The sequence below is a fragment of the Tsukamurella conjunctivitidis genome, from assembly GCF_007858475.1.
Lineage (GTDB): Bacteria > Actinomycetota > Actinomycetes > Mycobacteriales > Mycobacteriaceae > Tsukamurella > Tsukamurella conjunctivitidis.
Window position 1 is genome coordinate 1 of record NZ_VIGX01000022.1, and the last position, 19,201, is coordinate 19,201.

12 protein-coding genes are annotated in these 19,201 nt (G+C 71.0%); all 12 read left to right on the top strand.

The features are described from left to right. The first annotated feature begins 650 nt into the window (after nucleotides 1-650). Nucleotides 651-974, top strand: a complete 324-nt coding sequence (locus FK530_RS21685; RefSeq protein WP_146489053.1) for a hypothetical protein — start codon at nucleotides 651-653, stop codon at nucleotides 972-974. 55 nt (nucleotides 975-1,029) lie between these two features. Beyond that, entirely contained in the window at nucleotides 1,030-4,623 is a 3,594-nt protein-coding gene (locus tag FK530_RS25970; RefSeq protein ID WP_158645167.1) for a DUF5632 domain-containing protein, read from the top strand. Beyond that, nucleotides 4,620-6,551 carry an AAA family ATPase gene (locus tag FK530_RS21695; protein ID WP_146489054.1) on the top strand — a complete coding sequence of 644 codons (1,932 nt, stop codon included), beginning with the start codon at nucleotides 4,620-4,622 and terminating at the stop codon, nucleotides 6,549-6,551. Before FK530_RS25970 ends, FK530_RS21695 begins: the two co-directional genes overlap by 4 nt. Beyond that, nucleotides 6,544-8,142, top strand: coding sequence for a type VII secretion protein EccB (gene eccB / locus FK530_RS21700; protein ID WP_158645168.1), 1,599 nt, complete (start codon nucleotides 6,544-6,546; stop codon nucleotides 8,140-8,142). Before FK530_RS21695 ends, eccB begins: the two co-directional genes overlap by 8 nt. Then, on the top strand, nucleotides 8,142-12,362 hold the full coding sequence (eccCa, locus tag FK530_RS21705; RefSeq protein ID WP_146489056.1) for a type VII secretion protein EccCa: 4,221 nt from the start codon (nucleotides 8,142-8,144) through the stop codon (nucleotides 12,360-12,362). Before eccB ends, eccCa begins: the two co-directional genes overlap by 1 nt. 94 nt (nucleotides 12,363-12,456) lie before the next feature. Further along, the gene (locus FK530_RS21710) at nucleotides 12,457-12,732 is read left to right on the top strand and encodes a PE domain-containing protein (RefSeq protein ID WP_269434177.1); all 276 of its coding nucleotides are present in this window, start codon (nucleotides 12,457-12,459) and stop codon (nucleotides 12,730-12,732) included. Between the two features lie 13 nt (nucleotides 12,733-12,745). Further along, a complete protein-coding gene (locus FK530_RS21715) occupies nucleotides 12,746-14,122 on the top strand; it encodes a PPE family protein (protein WP_146489058.1) in 1,377 nt (458 codons plus the stop codon). A 53-nt stretch (nucleotides 14,123-14,175) separates the two neighbouring features. Beyond that, entirely contained in the window at nucleotides 14,176-14,481 is a 306-nt protein-coding gene (locus FK530_RS21720) for a hypothetical protein (RefSeq protein WP_146489059.1), read from the top strand. Nucleotides 14,482-14,510: 29 nt separating this feature from the next. Continuing rightward, nucleotides 14,511-14,813, top strand: a complete 303-nt coding sequence (locus FK530_RS21725) for a hypothetical protein (RefSeq protein ID WP_146437939.1) — start codon at nucleotides 14,511-14,513, stop codon at nucleotides 14,811-14,813. 67 nt (nucleotides 14,814-14,880) lie between these two features. Then, the gene (locus FK530_RS21730) at nucleotides 14,881-15,747 is read left to right on the top strand and encodes an ESX secretion-associated protein EspG (protein ID WP_146489060.1); all 867 of its coding nucleotides are present in this window, start codon (nucleotides 14,881-14,883) and stop codon (nucleotides 15,745-15,747) included. Between the two features lie 77 nt (nucleotides 15,748-15,824). Further along, on the top strand, nucleotides 15,825-17,612 hold the full coding sequence (locus FK530_RS21735; RefSeq protein WP_146489061.1) for a hypothetical protein: 1,788 nt from the start codon (nucleotides 15,825-15,827) through the stop codon (nucleotides 17,610-17,612). 6 nt (nucleotides 17,613-17,618) lie between these two features. Continuing rightward, nucleotides 17,619-19,187: a type VII secretion integral membrane protein EccD gene (eccD, locus tag FK530_RS21740; RefSeq protein ID WP_146489062.1), complete on the top strand. Its 1,569-nt coding sequence runs from the start codon at nucleotides 17,619-17,621 to the stop codon at nucleotides 19,185-19,187. The last annotated feature ends 14 nt before the right edge of the window (nucleotides 19,188-19,201 follow it).

Genomic DNA, 19,201 nt, shown 5'->3' on the forward strand with positions numbered 1-19,201 from the left:
AGCGGGGCAGGTGGGCGCGTGCAGCAGCAGGCCGCCGGAGCCGCCGCGCTCGACGGTGTCTACACGGATCCGCTCGGCGCGGTCTCCCGCGCGACCGCCTGATAGTTCTCCTCCTGCACGCATCGGCCCGACGTCCGTCCGCGTCCCCGTCCCGGCGGAGCATCGTGGGGCCGGTTGCACTGCGGGGCCGCTCCCGCCGGCGCAGCGGGTGCCGATCGTGACGGGGAACGCTCCGATACGAAAATTACTGAACTGAATTCCTGTAGTCGGTGCGAATGCTCACGAAGCACGTGCGGATGAGGATCGCCTCGCCGCCACGTCGCCGCGCCGGAGCGGGGAAGTAGGGCGCCGACCTGTGCTCTCGGCTCAAACCCGGCAGCGGTGCAACGTGTTCTCGCTGATCTCGTCGGCAGGGTCTCGGCGGCACCGCGCCGCGTCGAACCGCAGCGCGGGTCAGCGGCCCGGCGCCGTGCACAACGTGATCGACAACCAGAATTGTCAATGATGATCCTGTGGGGTCTGACCTGCCCGTCTTGCAATCGAACAACGATGACTTCAAAGAAGTGCAGTTGCAATGCGGGTGGTACATTCTTTTGCGACAACGAATTCAGTCGGTACGTACGTGCCGTCTGGCTGGGCAGGACGGGAGGGTGGCATTGAGTTCCGACAAGGACGCCGGTGCGAACCTCGGCCAGAGCGCAGGTGCGCGTGCCATCGAGGCACGCGCGGCGATCGCGACGGCGCAGTTGCGATCGACCGTGACATCGATCAGCTCGTCGGTGGGCTGGACGAGCTCGCACGGCGAACGGATCGTCGAGACGATCGACGGTCTCATCGACGACGTCGTGCCCGAGCTCGAGGCAGCCGAGGCGATCACCGCCGCAGGCAGGTCCGGCCGCGCGGCCGACGGCGGCTCCACGTCGCGCTCGTCGCTGTGGGTCGAGACCCAGTCGACCGTGGGGGCCTCGTCGTGAGCACGTCGTTCGCCGCGGCGGTCGCGCCGCGCCCGGCCTGAAGTGAGGTGTCGAAGTGATCGAACGTCCTGATACCCCCCACGCCGACGTCCTCCTCGAAGGGATCTGGGAGGACGAGGTGACGCCCGACGACCTCGCGTCGCGCGCGTTGTCCGCCGCCCAGGCATCGTCGTACGCCTTCCGCGTCGCGAGCGAGGGCACCACCGCCACCGCCCAGTTGGGCGAGGTCGACGTCGCCGAGTTCCTCGAGTCCGAGACGGGCAAGTGGGCGCAGGGCTTCATCGGCATCGTCCGCGTGGGCGAGTCGTTGGTCCACGTCTCGCACGCGCTGGGTGAGCTCGCGCGCAGCCTGCAGCAGGTGAACCTCGAGCAGTCCGAGATCGTCTACCAGGTCGAGGCCGAGATCGAGGCGGCCCAGCGGCAGTCCGCGCAGGCGGGTGTCGATCCGGCCGACCAGATCGCCCGGCTCATCGCCGGCGCCCGGGCGCGCGCGGCAGAGGTCGCCGAGAAGATGACGACGCCCGAGACCACGAGCGCCACCAAGAAGCCCGCCGCCGGCCTGGTCAGCGGATTCATGGCCTTTGGGCGGGTACCCGGTGCCAGCGCCGGGGCCACCGAGCGCAACGGCCGCGTGGCCCGCAACGGGCATGCGCGCAACGGCTACTCGATCCGCACGACGCGCACCGACCAGAACGGCCACGACGCGGCCGACGCGCGCGCTGCGGCGGATGGCCACGACATCGTGAACGGCCATGCCGGGACGAACGGTCACGAGACCGTGAACGGGTACGCCGGGACGAGCGATCACCGGATCGGCGAACGTCCTGCGGACGCCGCGCGTGCGAACGGCACCGAGCAGGACGCTGCCGCCGCGGCACAGGACGCCTTCGCGAACTCCGGCGACGACACCGCCATGGACCTCGGCTTCATGGGCTTCGGCCGGACACCGTCGACCTCGGTCCCGCGGGCCGAGGAGCTCGCGACGCCGGGCGCCGAGTCCCGCGACGAGACCGCCGCCGCACCGCTCGACGAGGCGGTGGCCGAGGCGGGCGATCATCGCACCGACGACGACGTCTCCACGGGGGATTCCGGCCAGGCGGATGCCCCGATCGTGGCGAACGGCTTCCTCGGACTGGGCCGCGTGCCGTCGACGGGGGTCGCGCCGACCGACGATGCCGCGGTCCCCGTGGTGCCGCAGCCGCTGGTCAACGGATTCATGTCCTTCGGGCGTACCCCCGGCGCGGACGAGCCCGGTGCGCCGCAGGGGCCCAGCAGCGGTCCGATCCCCGTCGCGGGGCCGACGCAGTTCCTGCCGATCCCCACGACGCCGGCCGAGATCGTCGCCGGCGAGATGGGGGAGTCCGCGGGTATCGAGCTCGGCGCCCCGATGCCCCTGTCCGGGGCCACGGGCGGACCGTCGAGCGAGCGCGAGGAGGCGATGGACGACGGCTTCCTCTCCTTCGGTCGCGTCCCCGGTGGCGCCTGGAGCGGTGCGGGGGCCCTCCCGACGGTGCCCGTCGCGCCCGAGCCCGTTCCCGATGCGGAGACCCGTGACGAGGCCGACGCCGTGATCGCGGAGCCCGTCGAGGACGGTGCCCAGATCGAGCGCGCCGAGGCCGACGACACCACGGACGGCGCGGAATCCGGCGATGCTCCGGACGAGGCCGACGGCGCGGTCGGCGACGCCGACGAGGGCGACGCCGACGAACCCGGGGCCACGTCCCCCGTCGACGAGGGCGACGGGGTGGCGCAGGTGGCGGACGAATCGGCCGCCGTCGATGAGGCCACGGCTGACGTCGATGAGGACGTGGCCGATCAGGCGGAGGAGACCGACGAGGGCGCTCTTGAAGAGGTCGCTCTCGAGGACGTCGAGGACGTCGACGGCGAGGTCGCCGATGAGCAGGCGGACACCGAGGTGGACTTCGCCGAGGAACTGGACGCCGACGACGTTCCCGCTCAGGACGAGCACGATGCGCTGGAGGGCGACGTGATCGCCGAGGTCGAGGAGCCCGAGGAGCCCGACGCCGCCGCGGGTCGGGCCGACGAGTCCCGCATCGACGAGGGCGCGACGGACGAGACCGCTGCGACCCCCGACGACCCCGCGTCCGGCGATCCGGCCGAGGACGCGGACGCACCGGTGGGCGCCGAGGACGCCGACGAGCCCGTGGTCGCTGCCGACCTCGCGAAGGCGGAGGGCGAGGAGCCCGCCGCAGGCGATTCCGCGGATGCTGCCGAAGCCGAAGCCGAAGCCGAAGCCGAAGCCGAAGCCGAAGCCGATGCCGAAGCTGAAGCTGAAGCGGAGGCGGACGCCGAAACAGCCCCGGACGCCGACGATGAAGCGGACGCCGACCTCACCGAGGGCGACGTCGCCGACGCCGTGCACACGGAATCGGCTGCGGTCGAGGAGGCGACCTCCGACGACGCGGACACCGTCGAACCCGCCGCCGAGGAGCGCTCCACCGACGAGCCCGCCGCGGCCGCGACCACGCGCGCGTTCGCGGCGCCGCGGCCGGTGCGCAAGTCCGGCCCGGTCAAGTTCTCGGATCTGCTCAAGGCGGCGAACGCGTCCAAGATCGACCCCGCGCACATGGCGCCCGCCGCGCTCGTGGCGTCGGCGGAGATTCCCGCCGCGGAGCCCGCTCCCGCCGCGACCACGGAGCCCGCTCCCGCCGCGCCGGATGCGCCGGGTGCGCCGGATGCGCCCGCGAAACCGAAGGCCCCGACGAAGCCGGCGCCGGTGCTCGCCACCGGGCCCGCGATCCTCGGCCGCGCGGAGCCCCTGGTGCTGCGCCGGCGGGCGTCGCCGGCCGTGCAGCAGGTGCACGACGCGGTGGCGTCGATCCTCGGCTCGCTCCGCGGCGGGCCCCACGGGCCCGAGTCCGGCCTGCACTGGGCCGCCGGCCTGCTGGTCAAGGACGCGGAGACGATCATGGCCGTCACCACCTCGGACGCGGGCTGGTTGCCGCCCGGCGTGGTGATCCCGGCCGGCGTGCGGGTGCTGTGGAACGTGCCCTCGGGCTTCCGCTGGGCGTCGATCGACGACCCGGTGCGCCAGCTCATCGAGTACGCCCGGCAGGACGGGTACACGCTCTCCGCCGTCGCGACGACCCATCCGAGCCGCGCGTACGCCCCCGTCGTGGGGGAGGAGAACCTCGTCGGCGTGCTCCGCCCCGGTGCGGTGCTCCCCGGCGGCCGCAGCAGGCTCGAGGCCACGGTCTCGCCGGCCCGCCTGCAGCACGTCCGGTCGCTCGATCCCGAGCAGGCCGAGCGGCAGGCCCGGGCGCTGATCCGCGACCTGGAGACGCAGCCGATCGCGCCCGAGCACGCCATCGGCATCGAGGCGGCGCGGATCGACGCCCGCTGCTTCCTCGACGAGCGCGACGAGGTGCCGCCCGCGGTCCTCGAGCAACTGCACACCGACGAGCGGGCGCTCGCCGACGCGTTGACCCTGGATCGGACGCCGGCCTCCGCCGCCGACCTGACGGCCCCCGCGCCCGAGGCGGCGCGGCTGCGCGACCGGATGTTGGAGCGGGCGATCCTCGTCGCCACGCTCGCCGCGGCGTACCACGACATCGAGTCGGCGCTGTACGCCTGGACGTACGCACGGTTCCTCTCGAGCCAGGATCAGGATCCCAAGCAAGCACGATGACCACCTCGAATCCCACTGCCCAGCGGTACTTCTCGCTCGGGCTGCGATCGCTCGCGGCCCGCACGGACAGCCGCGAACCGGCCCAGGCGTTCCGGCTCGCCGTCGAAGCCGACCCCACGATGTGCGATGCGTGGATCGGCCTCATGGCGGTCGACCGCACCCAGCTCAGCGATCCGGCCGCCGCCCGCGGACTCCTGAACTCGGCCCGCAACTTCGGCGCGGAGCTGCGCCGCAACGGAATGGTCGTCGACCCGGCGGAGGGGGCGCTCGGGCTGAAGATCCCGGTGCACATGGGCGTCGTCGAGCTCGGGATGCCCGTCACCGACGTGATCTACGCCCGCGCGGGCGCGGCGGTGATCCTCGCTCAGGCCGGTCACCTCACCGAGGCGGCCGCCGAACTCACCCGCCTCCAGCGGGAGGTGAGCGCGGATTCGCCGGCACAACGGAACTACCTGCGCTACCTGTGGATCTGCCTGCTCGGGATGGCGCACCGCTGGCCCGAGGTGCTCTCCACGGTGGCCGACAGCCGCGAGCCCCTCTGGATCTCCGCCGAGACCGACGGTGCCGTCCGCTTCTGGCAGCTGGGCGTCACCGCGCTGACCGCGCGCGCCCTCGTCGGCACCGGCGACGCCCACCAGGCGCTGTCCGCCACCAAGACCGCGCTCGCCTCCGAGGACTTCAAGCTGGTGCAGGCGAGCCTGCTGGTCACGCAGGCCTACGCGCTGCGGGCGACGGGCGACGAGGAGGGCGCCGCCAAGCTGCTCCGTGACGCGCGCGCCTGGATCTCCGCGCGTCCCGACCTCGATCACGCCGCCGCCGGCGGCTCCCTCGAGGTGGTCACCGCCCAGTCGATGAACACGCGCACCGACCCGTGGGACCCGGCCACGGGCACCACGGCCCAGGAGATCGAGCAGGAGAGCCTGGATCGGCAACGGGACGTGGTGCTCGCCGACGCGTGGCGCGAACTCGACGCCCTCGTCGGCAGCCCCGACGTGAAGTCGCAGATCCGCCGCCTGGCCTCGAAGGTCGAGATGGACCGCGAGCGCCAGGAGCTCAGCGAGGAACTCGGCGAGGAGTACAGCGAGGAGGAGATGCGCCTCTCCGCGATCATCACCGGGCCGCCCGGCACCGGCAAGACCACGGGCGTGCGGATCCTCGCGAAGCTGTACTACGGGCTCGGTGTGATCGCCAAGCCCGAGGTGTACGAGCACCAGCCCAGCGACATGATGACCGGCTACGTGGGACAGGCCGGTATCCGCACCAACAAGCTGGTCGACGAGTCCCGCGGCGGCCTGTTCTTCCTCGACGAGGCGTACGGCCTCGTCGCCGGCGACGGTGAGGACCAGGCCTCCCGCTTCGGCCGCGAAGCGCTCGAGGCACTGCTCGCCCGGATCGAGAACGAGGGCGATAAGCCCCTGCGTGACAAGGTCGTCGTGGTGCTCGCGGGGTACGACGACGACATGAACCGCCTGCTGCAGGTGAACGCGGGTCTCCCGCTGCGCTTTCCGACCCGGATATCGTTCAGCTCCTTCACCGCGGAGGAGCTGGTGGAGATCGCCGAGTCCGTCGCCGCCAGGAATCGTGAGCAGCTCGGCGTCGGCGTGCGCAGCTATCTGGAGGAGCACAACAAGCGGCTCGCCGAGGTCAGCGCCCTCGACCTCAAGGGCCGCCTGTGCACCGGCATCGACCTGATGTCGAACGCCCGGTTCATGCGCACCGTGATCTCCTCCGCGCGGGGATTCCGCGATTTCCGGGTCAGCGCGATCGACCGGTCGTCGCTCTCGTCGGAGGAGAAGCGGACGCTGCTGCGCACCCTCGAACTCGAGGATGTGCGCCTGGCGTACGAGGAGACGCTGCGCGTCTCGCCGAATTTCCCCTGGTCGCAGTGGCACCTCCTGGAGACGAGTTGGCAGGAATCGAATGGCTGAGATGACGCCGGATCCGTCGAATCCGAAATCGGGCCTGCAGGAGCGGGTCCGCGGATTCCGCCTGACCTCGAAGTACCAGAAGTCGGGCGAGGCCTACCTGCAGCGGCGCAACGAGGAGGCGCTGGTGCGCCGCGACACGCGCTGGATCGACGACGTCAAGAAGTTCCAGGGCTCGCCGCTCTACATGGCGCTCGCCGTCGGCCTGGTCGTGGCGCTCGGCTGCGTCATCGGCGCCGTGATCTTCCCCGCCGGCAAGGTCGGCGACGGCGAGATCATCCAGGACAGCCAGACCGGTGCCCTGTACGTCAAGGTCGGCGACGCACTGAGCCCGATCCCGAACGTGGTCTCCGGTCAGCTCATCATCGGTTCCCCCGCGAAGCCCGTGTTGGCGAAGTCGGGGGAGATCGAGAAGCTGCCGCGCGGCCCGATGGTGGGTATTCCTTACGCCCCCACGGTGATCCGCAACTCCGCCAGCCGCCTCTCGCAGTGGGCGGTCTGCGACACGACGGCCACCGGCTCCGCAGTGCCGCTCGACCCGTCGACCGGCCTGCCCACCACCGCGACGTCCGCCGTGAAGGTCAGCGTCATCGGGGGACCGCTGACACCCGCCGACGGCACCGACGAGCTCAGCGGCGACCGCGCCCGCGTCGTCGCCTTCGACAATCAGACCTGGCTGGTCTACGAGGACGACGGCGTCGTCGCCCGCGCCCGGCTCGATCTGGGCAACTCGGCGATCCGCGAGGCGCTGGGGATCGGCATCGACCAGCGGGTCATCCCGATGTCGTCGGGGCTGTTCAACGCGCTCGCCGCGCGGGAGCCCATCGACGTACCGCAGATCACGGATCTCGGTAAGCCCGTGCGGTTCCCGAACACCGAGAAGCTCCTCGTGGGCACCACGCTGCGCGTCGCCACCGTCGACGGCGGGTGGACCTACTACGTCGTCGCGGCCGAGGGGATTCAGCAGATCAGCCAGACCGCCGCGTCGATCCTGCAGACGGTCTCGCCCGTCAAGAGCGGGGTCGTCGAGACGGAGGCGTCGAAGGCGAACCAGTGGCCCAAGGTGGGCAAGCAGATCGCCGTCGACCACTTCCCGTCCGGCAAGGTGCGGGTCGAGGACGCCACGAGTGACCCCGTCACCTGCATGACCTGGTCGCACGACGGTTCCGCACCCACCGCCGACCAGCGGGTGCTGGTGGCGGGCACGCTGCCGCTCACCGCGGAGCAGAACGCCGCGCGGATCCCCCTGATCGGTGCCGCCGGCTCGGCGGGCACCATCGCCGACGACGTCTACCTCCCGGCGAACAGTGGGCGCTACGTCTACGCCACGGGCTCCGCCAAGGACTCGCGCGAGCACAGCGGCGAGTTCTGGATCGCCGACACCGGCATCCGCTACGGCATCGACGACCAGGGCTCGAACGAACCGGGATCGTCCGCGAAGGCCCTCGGCCTGAGCGACCCGGTGCCCGCACCGTGGACGATCGTCAGCCTGTTCGCGCCGGGCCCCACGCTCTCCCAGGCCAGCGCGTCCATCAAGCACGACGGCGGCGCCCAGGACCCCGTCGTCGCGAAGTTCGACCCGAAGGGGAAGTAGTGAGTAGGCAGGTCTTCGAGCCCCCGCTCCACCCGAAGAAGGAGCCCCGGGTCGTCAAGAAGGAGGTGGAGGTCCGCACGCCGGACACCATCGACGAGGTCGACCCGCCCGGCAAGTGGCGCACCGTGATGATGCCCGTCATCATGGTGGTCGCCGTGCTCGGCATGCTGTTCATGATGATCCGCATGAACCGGGGCTTCAACCCGGTCATGCTGCTCATGCCGATGATGCTGCTGTTCGGCATGTTCGCCTACATGGGCGGCGGGCCCGGCGGCAGCGGCAGCAAGTCGAAGGCCCAGCTGCTGCACGACCGCAAGCAGGCCAGCCGATCGATCGGCACCTCGCGTGAGAAGGCGCTCTCCCGCGGCCGCAACTACTTCGACGCCCTCGCTCACGCGTACCCCGATCCGTCGGTCGTGGCTTCTCTCATCGGCACCGAGCGGATGTGGGAGGTCGGCGGCGGCGACTCCGAGCGCAAGGCCCGGTTCACCGCGGCGCGGTACGGCCGTGGCCGCATCGTGCCGAAGGCCAAGCTGCTCACGCCCGAGGCGCCCGACGGGGAGTTCCTCGATCCCGTGCAGTGGACCGAGACGGTGAAGTTCCTGCACACCCACTCGACCATCGCGGACATGCCGCTGGCCTTCACCCTGCGCAACGTCCCCGTGCTGGGCGTGGGGGGCGATCCCGAGCGGGCCGCGGGCATGGTGCGCGCGATGCTCAATCACCTCGCCATCACGCACGGCCCGGACCGGCTGCGCTTCGCGGTCGTCGCGGACACCCCCGACGGGGGCCGGTGGGAGTATCTGAAATGGCTTCCGCAGACGCAGCATCCGTCGCTCATCGACGCGCTGGGTTCGCGGCGGATGATCTACGGCAACTGGACGGACTTCCTCGACGAACTCGCCGGGAGCGAGGAGCAGCCGACCGCCGAGGCCGACCGCATCGTCGACTACTCCCGCCCGTTCACCACCGAGTCCGAGGTCACCGGCCGCACCCGGCACACCGTCGTGATCGTGGAATCCGCTGAGCGCGCACGGATGACCGACCAGGCGATCGCCTCGCTCGCCGACGTCACCTGGATCCTGATGTCGCCGCCCGACGGCGTGATCGACTCCTTCCCGCACGCGGTCCTGCTCGACGTGGCCCCCACGGGCATCGTGACCCGGTGGGACTCGGACCTGCCGCTGGAGGCGCCCAAGGAGATCGCGCGGGCCGATCAGCTCGACCTCATCGACGCGCACAGCCACGCGCGCAAGCTCGCCCGGTGGGAGCTCGAGACCACCGCCTCGCTGCTGTCGAAGGAGCGCCAGGACACCGGCCGGGACTGGGCCAACCTGGTGCAGGTCGACGACCCCGGCGCCATCGACGTCGTCGACTTCTGGCAGCGCATCAAGCGATTCGACGATCCGCGCCGCCTCAACTTCCCGATCGGCTTCGGGCCCGACGGCACGCGGATCTTCCTCAACATGCGCGAGGCCAGCCAGGGCGGCACCGGGCCGCACGGCGAGATGATCGGCACCTCGGGATCCGGCAAGTCGGAGTTCCTGCGCTGTCTCGTCCTCGACGCCTGCCTGTTCCACTCGCCGACGATGCTCAACCTGCTGCTCGTGGACTTCAAGGGCGGCGCGACCTATCAGGGGATGGAGGACATCCCGCACGTCGCCGCGGTGGTCACCAATCTCGAGAAGTCCGAGAGCATGGTCGACCGCATGATGGAGGTCATCACCGGTGAGCTCAAGCGGCGCCAGCAGCTCTTCGACAGTGCCGCAGCGCGATACCCGTCGTTCAACATCATCGGACTGACCGAGTACGAGAAGGCCCGCGAGTCGGGGCACTGCCCCGACCTCGAGCCCATGCCCGCGCTGCTGGTGCTCATCGACGAGTACACCGAGCTGCTCGAGGCGAAGCCCGAGTTCGTCAACATCTTCAGCCAGATCGGCCGCGTCGGCCGGTCCGTGGGCGTGCACCTGCTGCTCGCCTCGCAGAACGCGGAGATGGCGCGATCGCGGGGCCTTGAATCGAACATCCACTACCACATCGCTCTTCGTACCGGCACCGCCGGAGACTCACGTGCCGTGATCGGTGTCCCCGACGCCAAGAACCTGCCCGGCAAGCCCGGAAACGGCCTCATCAAGACGCTCCACGAGGATGAGTTGATCCGGTTCTACGCGGGTTTCACGGGCAAGCCCTACTTCGCCCCCGAGGCGGCCCCCGAGCCCGTCGTCCGCGAGATCGTGCAGCCCACCGCCGACGACCTCTCCTCGCGGGCCTTCACCGCACGGCGGGTGGACATCCCTGACCTCGAGGCCGAGATCGTCGAGGACGACGAGATCGTGCGCACCGAGGAGGAGATCCTCGCCGCGCCCACCGTCTTCACCGTCGTCAAGGAGCTCCTCACCGCGGCGCCGGCGCGCCCGGCCTACAAGCCGTGGCTTCCCGAACTCACGTCCACCACGCTGGACGTGCTGGCGCCGTCGCTCGCGGCCGGCGAGTGGGTCGCGCCCGCGGTGACCACCCCGGCCACCCTGAAGACGCCCTTCGGCGTCTTCGACGACCCCGCCAAGCACCAGCAGCCCGTGTGGGAGCTGGACCTGTCGGGCGGCCAGGGCAACGTGCTGATCTACGGTGCGCCCCAGAAGGGCAAGACCACCGCTGCGATGACCCTGGTGACGTCCCTCGCGCTCACCCACGCGCCCGAACAGGTGCAGTTCTTCATCGTCGACTACACCGGCGGCGGTTGGATGCGACTCGAGGACCTGCCGCACGTCTCCCGGATCGCGACCCGGTCCGAGGAGGATGCGATCAACCGGATCATCTCGCAGATGTCCGACCTGATCGATCAGCGCGTCAAGCTCTTCCGCAAGTACCGCGTCAACTCGATGGCGGAGTACCGCCGCCTGCGCAGCGATCCGGGCGCGGAGGTCATCACCGAGGACGCCTTCGGCGACGTCTTCATCGTGATCGACGGCTTCGACGCGGCGGTCACCGAGGGCGGCGTCTTCGAGGACAAGGTGCCGGTGCTCGAGGCGCTCGCCTCGGGCGCCCTGAACTACGGCATCCACTTCGTGATCACGACCGCGCGCAACACCGTGCTCCGCGGCCTCGCGAGTCACATGCACACGATCATCGAGGGCCGCGTGTCCACCGCCAGTTACGACATGTCCGTCGTGAACTCGCAGCGGAACAAGGCGGTGCCCGACAAGGCGGGTCACGTCATCACCACGGACCGGGAACTGCTGGCCCTGGTCTCGCTGCCCCGCGCCGACGGGGACTCCTCGCCCGAGACCCTCAGCGACGGCATCGAGGAGGTCGTGGAGCGGATCCGCCGCGCCAACACCTCGGGCGCCGAGGCGCCGAAGCTCCTGGCGCTGCCCGAGGTGGTCTTGCAGGACGACCTGTTCTCGGTGCTCCCCGCGGAGGCCGGCGCGCGCGAGCGCGTGCGCCTGCCGTTCGGCGTCCGCGAGACCGACGCCGGCCTCGCCGTCGCGGACTTCGGCCGCGAGGCGCACATGTACGTGGTCGGCGAGAGCGGCTCCGGCCGGTCCGCCTTCGTGCACACGCTCATCGAGGCGATCAGCCGCCGGTACCCGACCATCGACGACGGTGCCATCGCGCTCCTCGACCCGAAGCGCGTGCACCGCGGCGCGTTCGCCCCCAACCCGAAGAACCTCGGGCTGCACGGCTCCGACCTCTACGACTTCCTGCGCCGCTGGCAGGACAAGCTCGTGGACTGGATGGGCGAGGGGGAGACCGACCCGGAGAAGGTGACCTACCGCCGGGTGCCCGATGCCGCCGACAGCGCCGCGCTCGCGCGCCGCGACTGGTGGACGGGGCCGGAGGTCTTCCTCATCATCGACGACTACGACGCCGTGGTCGCCCGCGGGGACCGCACCAACCCCATCACCCAGACCGTGAAGCTGATGAACGACGGCGTCATTCGCGGCTTCCACGTGATCGTGGTGCTCAACGATTCCGAGTACCTCTACAAGGCCAGCTCGGACCCGCTGATCCAGTACCTCGACACGCACAGCTCGATGGCGTTGGCCCTGTCCGCGGACAAGTTCAACGTCAACATCGCAGGTGAGCGCGGGCAGCGCTTCGGTGTTCCGGGCCGCGGCCGTTTCCATCCCGGGCGCGGGGCCCCGTCGGACATCGTCCAAGTGGCCTGGAACGGCGTGCGCAGGGACGAAGCGGAGGCCGACGAGGATGTTTGGGGGTGAGAATATCGGACAACCAGGGATTGACGAAGTTTGACAATTCTGTTTTAGTTGCAACTTGAAAATCAAGTAAAGGGGATAGCAGGTGGGCCTGAACGTGGCGCCTATACAGCTCTTGGCAGGAACCAACGAGGTCATGGCGAATGTCGCCACCACCTCGGGCTTGATCGGTGGCGCCGCCGGGGCCATCGGCGCCGTCGTGCCCGCGGGCGCCGACGACGTCTCGCTGCTGGTCTCGGCCAGTTCCGCGGCGCACGCGGCGAACTTCCTCGCGACGTCGATCATCGACCACGCCGAGGTCGCGCAGTACGCGGTGAGCCTCTCGGCGGTCGCCTCGACGTACATCATGGCCGACAACGCCGTGCAGTTCTGACGAGCGTGACGTCGTGACCTTCCCAGCGCTTCCCCCCGAGGTCAACGTGGGGCGCCTCATGTCGGGAGCGGGCCCCGCGCCGGCGACCGCTGCGGCCGCGGCGTGGGCCTCGGTCGCAGCCTCCGTCAGCGCGCGGTCCGTCTTCCTGCAGTCGCTGCTGCCGCGTCTCGCCGCGTCGTGGCAGGCGCCGGAGACGGCGCTGATGACGCGCAACGTCGCGATGTACCTCGCGCACAACGAGGCGCTGCGCACGCAGGCGCTGCTCGCCTCCACGCGGCACACCAAGCAGGCGGCCGACTACTCGGCGGCGCTGGCCGGGATGGCGCAGTTGCCCGAGATCGCGCTGAACCACGTCACGCACGCGGTCCTGGAGGCCACCAACTTCCTGGGCGTCAACACCGGCGCGATCGCCGCGAACGAGGCGCAGTACGCCGCGATGTGGGCGCAGAACGCCACGATGATGCTGACCTATCTCGCGAACTCCACCGCGAACATGACCTTCGAGCCCTTCATCCCGCCGAAGCCCATGGCCACCTCCATCGGCGTGCCGATCCCCGCGGCCGCCGCGGGAGCGGCATCGGTCGGCGACGCCGTGGTCACCAAGATGACCCTCGCCGCGCAGGGCGCGCAGGCCACCGCGAGCATGCTCTGGATGCGCACCGCGGGTGGCGTGCTCTCGACCACGAAGCTCGGGCAGACCGTCGTCGTGCAGGCCCAGCGCCTCGAGCAGGCCGCCTCCAACGCGGCGACCGCGGGGTCCCAGTCGCGCGAGAACAGCCTCGCGCGTCCCACCACCGGTCAGCAGCTGGGCCAGAGTCTGGTGCAGCAGCTCGGCGGTGCCGGCGGTGTGGCCGCCGGCGTCGGCGGCGGCGTGGTGGGTGCCGCGGTGTCGGGCGGCGGTCAGGCGCTGCAGACCGGCGTGAGCGCGGGCACGGCGACGACCGGCGGCGGCGTGGTCTACCAGCCGATGAGCGCGCTGCTCGCCAACGTGCACTCCGAGAACCGCACCAGCACCGTCGGCTACTTCGGCGCCCGCCCCGGCTCGCCCACGCTCGAGCGGATGTCCCGCGGCGAGCAGGCGCGGCCGACCGCCTCCGCGCTCCGCGCCGAGCCCGGCACCGCGGCGCTGCCCCAGGTGGCCGCCCCCGCCAACTGGGCGACCGACGGCCTCACCGTCGCGCCGCCGCCCCCGCCGGTCCCGCGCGTGGCGGCCGAGCCGCTGCGTCCGGTCCTCCCCACCGGCTCCAGCGCGCCGGTCGCGCGGTCGAAGGGCAAGCAGCGCGAGCGCATCGTCGTCCCCGACACCGCCGCGATCCCCGTCTACCAGGACTCGGCGCCCGAGTACGAGTCCGTTCCCGTCGACGTCCCGTCGAGTGGGGAGGGACGCTGATCCCCACCTCGCACTCGACCCACCACGACCACCCCTGAACTGGAGGAACACTCATGCCCCCGCAGATCTACGAGATGAACACCGGCGCACACGCCGCCGGTACCGCGAAGACCCACGACGTGGCCGCGACGACCCTCGCCAACATCAAGTTCGTCCGCACCACCGCCGAGGCGTACCGCGCCGCGAACGCCGGTGACACCACCAACAAGGCGAGCGCCCACATGGAGGAGCTCATCGCCGTGTGCAACGCCGAGCAGCAGAAGCTCGAGGCCGTCGCCGAGGCCCTCGGCCGCAACGGCGGCCTCATCACCAGCACCGACGGCGACGCCGGCGGCCTGTTCACCGGCTACGTCATCTAGCCCGCCACCATCCACGAAGGGTCACGAACATGACTTCACCGCTGATCAAGGTCGATTACGCGAGCTACGACATCACGTCGGCGAGCCTCGGCAAGGCCTCCGCCGTCGCGGACGCGAACATCGCCGAGCTGACCGCGAACAACACCGCGAACCTCAACCTGGGCAACTGGGTGGGCGTCGACCAGGAGAGCTACCAGCACGTCCACGAGATCTGCCTCAAGGCGAACGAGAACCTCTCGATGGCGATCCGCAAGACGGGCGTGAACCTGCAGACGGCCGCCACGATCCATCAGGCCGGTCAGGCGCAGGCCGCGGGCCTCTACGGCATCTAGTACGACGAGGACGGGGCCCGGCCACCGCACCTGCGGGGGCCGGGCCGCTCTGGAAGAGGAGGGGCGAGTGGCCGTGCTGCGCGAGGAACCGGCGAAGCTGTCCGCCTTCGCCGCCGACATCGACGAGTTGTTGCTGCTCATGCGGCTCGCGGACGTCACTGAGCTGGCACCGGTGGTGCTGGCGGTGCATCCCAACGTCTACCGGCCCGACGACCAGCTGGTGGTGGACCTCGCGGTCCTGCCGGGGCTGGTCGACGCGGGGCTCGTGGATGCCGACGGGGCCGTCGATCCGCAGGTGGGGCACTGGCTGCGCGCGCTCCAGGCGCCCGCCGCCGAGGTCGCGATCCGCGTCTTCGACGGTGACGCGGTGCTCCGGGGCGCGGTCGTGCGCCGTGACGAGCTGGTGGTCGTCGCCTTCCGCAACGACGATCAGTTCACCGTGCAGGGCTTCCGCACCGATCGCGAGGATTTCGAATCGACCGTGGTCGAACCCCTGTGGCGGGTGCTGGGGGCGCGTGATCCCGCGGACTTCGAATCGTTGACCGTCGAGGCCGGGGAGCTGGCGGAGATCGTCGCGAGCTTCGACCCGCAGGTCGCGGGACCCCGCGGCGAGCGCGAGGTGCGCAGTCGGCTGCGCGAGCACGATCTGTCGCAGCAGACCGTCGACGTCCTCCTCGACGCGGCGCGCTACTCGGGCCGGCGGGCCGAGATCGTTTATCACCGTACGGATTCCAGTGGTGTGCGGACGCGGGCCGGGTGGGCCGTCGGAGTGATGGACACGGCCGCCGGCCGGGTGCTGTCGACCACGGAGCGCGGCTCGCAGGGCGTGCTCGACGTGACGCTGAGCCCCGGTACCCGGAGACGGTTCTCCGAGGGGATCGCCGCGCTCGTCGAGCGCGGGGGTTGCACCGGATGGTTCGACACAGCAAACTGATAGCCGACCCTGGTGCTCATCTGACCAGCACGAGTATTAGACTGCAAACAATTCTTCCATCGAGAGAGGTGCGATCCATGAGCGACGCAGCTACGAACGTTCGGGTGCCTTTCGTGCCGCAAAACAGTCACGACGAGAACGACTCGTCGGCGATCCTGCCCTCGACCGATTCCGCCGTGCCGGTGGTCCGCCCGTCCGTTCCCACGGGTGCGCCGCTGTCCGAGCCCGTGAGCGGCGAGTGGGAGGAGCCGGACCTGCCGGAGGTCGACGACCTCGACGGCTCCGCGGCGGTGCCGACCGCTCCCGCCGTCGCGCCCGTGATCGTGGCCGCCGACGAGCGCCCCACCGCCGAGCAGCCGGCCGTGGTCGACGACAGGGCCGACGCCGCGAAGACCGGTGCGCCGAAGAACGGCGCGCCGGCGAGCGACGCTCCGAAGGCGGACGCCCCGAAGGCCGACGCTCCGAAGAGCGAGGCGCCGAAGGCGGACGCCACCAACGGGACGCCGAAGGCCGACACCGCGAAGGCGGAGGGCCCCGCGGCGGAGGCCGCGAAGGCCGATGCCGCGAAGCCCGCGGCACCGTCGGCCCCGCAGTCGGCCAAGCCCGTCCCCGCGCCCGTGCCGCAGCTGCAGCAGCAGTGGCAGGGTGGACAGAACGGCTTCGTCCCCGCTGCCGCGCAGCACGCGCAGGTCCCGAACGGCCAGGTCCAGGCCCCGTTCCAGGGCACCCCGCAGGCCGGCCAGTTCCAGTCCCCGCAGGCCTCCGGCCAGCTCCAGCGCCCGAGCGCTCCGCAGCCCTTCGGGCAGGCACCCGCGCAGGGCGCTCCGGCGCCGATGGTGCCGCAGCACCAGCAGGCCCCGATGCGCCCCATGGGCGAGTCGCTCTCGGCGCCCATGTCGACCGCCTCGTCGTCCTTCAACCAGCAGATCCGCTTCTCGGACGCCGCCGTGCGCGTCTCCGGCTGGCGCGCCTGGCTGCGCAAGATGGGCCTCGACGTGGGGCCCAGCGCGAACGACCAGGAGCACGCCGAGCTCGTGCACCGCATCCGCGTCCCGAAGCACAAGTTCCATGTGACCAGCGTCTTCGCGGACAACGCCGGCGGCACCCTGCTCGTGGGCGTGCTCGGCCAGATCCTCGAGCGCACCCGCGCGGACAACGTGGTCGCGCTCGACCTCGATCCCGACGGCGGCGACCTGGACCAGGTGACCGCGTGGCACCAGGGCGGGTCGACGGCCCGCACCTTGATCCAGCAGAGCGATCTCTCGGACCGCAACCAGGTGGACAAGCACCTCGCGGTGACGGCGACCAACCTGCACGTGCTGCCCACGCCGTGGCGCTTCAACGGCCGCGACGTGACGGACTACGACGACGTGCTCGACCTGTACTCGATCTTCCGCCCGCACTACAGCCTCGCGCTGGTCGACGCCGGCCGCGGCCTGCAGACCCAGACGGGCACCGGCGTGCTCGAGATCTCATCGGCGCTGATCCTGCCCGCCTCGGCCACCACCCGCGGCGTGCGCAAGGTGGCGGCGACCATCGACTGGCTGCGCCACCACGGCTGGCACGGCCTGCTAGCGAACACCATCGTCGTCATCAACCACACGAAGCGCCGGGGCAGCGTCTCCGTCGAGCAGTTCGACGAGCTCTTCCGCGCCGGACAGAAGCTGCGCGTGCACGAGATCCCGTACGACCCGCACCTGGACTCGGATCAGCCGATCGACATCGACCAGCTCCGCAAGCGCACGATCCGTGCCTTCGAGGAGCTGGCCGCGGACCTGGCGGACGGCTTCAACTCGGGCTACGAGCCCCCGGCCGCCCAGAAGCTCGCCGAGCTGCAGCAGGTGCGCACGACAGAGGGACGCTGACGCCAGATGGTCTTCCCGATCACCCCGGAGCCCGCCGGAACCGAGAACGCGGGCCCCGGGCGATCCGCCGTCCCCGAGCAGGTGCGCGTCCTGGTCGAGGTCGGCGAGAACTCGGTCGAGCGGAGCCTGCTCGCCCGCCGGCGGCTGTCGGTCGTGATGGATTCCGTGATTCCCGGGCTGGAGCAGATCTTCCCGGACCACGACTTCGCGACGACCGGCGCCTGGACCTTCGCCCGGGAGGGCGGAACGCCGCTCGCGCGCGACAAGTCCCTCGCCGATGCGGGCGTGCTCGACGGTGACCGGCTGATCCTCGCCGAGACCTTCTCGACCCAGACCTTCCGGCCGCTCATCGAGAGCACCGCCGACGCGATCCAGGAGTTCTGCCGCCAGCGCTTCCGCCGGTTCGAGTCGGCGACGGCACGGGCGCTGGGGCTCCTCGCGCTGGTGCTCGGCGCGACCGTCTTCTCCGCGCTGGTGCTGATCGCCTGGTTCGAGCACTCCAGTGTGCTGTGGTGGTTCCCGGTGGCGGCGCTGGCCTCGATCGCCGTGGTGCTCGCCGCGCTGTCCGCGGACCGGCAGTACCGCGCGCCGCAGGTGGCGTACGCGCTGCAACTCGCGGCGGTCCCGGTGCTGTTCTCCGCCGGGTTCGTGCTCATCCCCCCGGACGGCGGGGTCGACGGTGCCTTCACCGCCGCGAACGTCCTCACGGGGTCGACCTTCGCGCTCATCGGCGTGGTGGTGCTCGGCCGCGCCAGCCGCCTGGGCGCGACGGTGCTCGCCGCGCTCGGCCTCACCGCCGCCGCGGTCGTCGTCGCGAGCGCCCTGTTCGCGTACACGCCGCTCGGCCGGCCCGCGATCCCCGCCATCGGCGTGATCGCGGGGCTGCTGCTGGCGAACTGGGCGCAGGGCTGGGCACTCATGCTCGCCGGTGTCCGGCCGGACCCGCTCCCACCGCCCGGTGAGGACATCGACCGCAGCGAGCTCGACGCGGCGTACCACGTCGACACCTTCGACGACGAGAGCACGACCGAGCTGGCGCGCGCGCAGGAGAACACCGGACTCGAGCGCAAGGCCCGCACCGCGGCCAAGCTGCTCACCGGCTTCTACGTCGCGATCGCCGGGATCCTGGTGGTCTCCGCGCTCACCGTGATCGTGCCGGACAGCCACTACTTCTGGGGTGAGGTGGCGATCGCGGTCCTGACCTCCGTGATCTGCGTGCTGCGCGGCCGCACCCTCGATGACCGGGTGCACGCCACCGTCTTCTTCGTGGCCGGCTTCGTCATCGCCGCGGGCCTCGCGGTGGTCCTCGTCGAGGCGCTCGACTCGGACCTCGGCCGGCTCGTCGTGATCGTGCTCAGTGCCGCCGTTCTGGCGGGCTTCGGCGCGGCCGGCCTGCTGCTCGCGGACCGCGTCGCCACCGACGCCGGCGGCCACGGCCGCCCGCTGTCGGCGCGGCTCCTCGGCCGCATCGAGGCCGGCGAGAAGCTCGCGATCTTCGCGGTCGTCCTGCTCGCGCTGTGGTGCACCCGCCTGTTCGCCGCCATGCGCGAACTCGACCTGTCGTTCCTGAAGTAGAGGGGCTGGGGTCC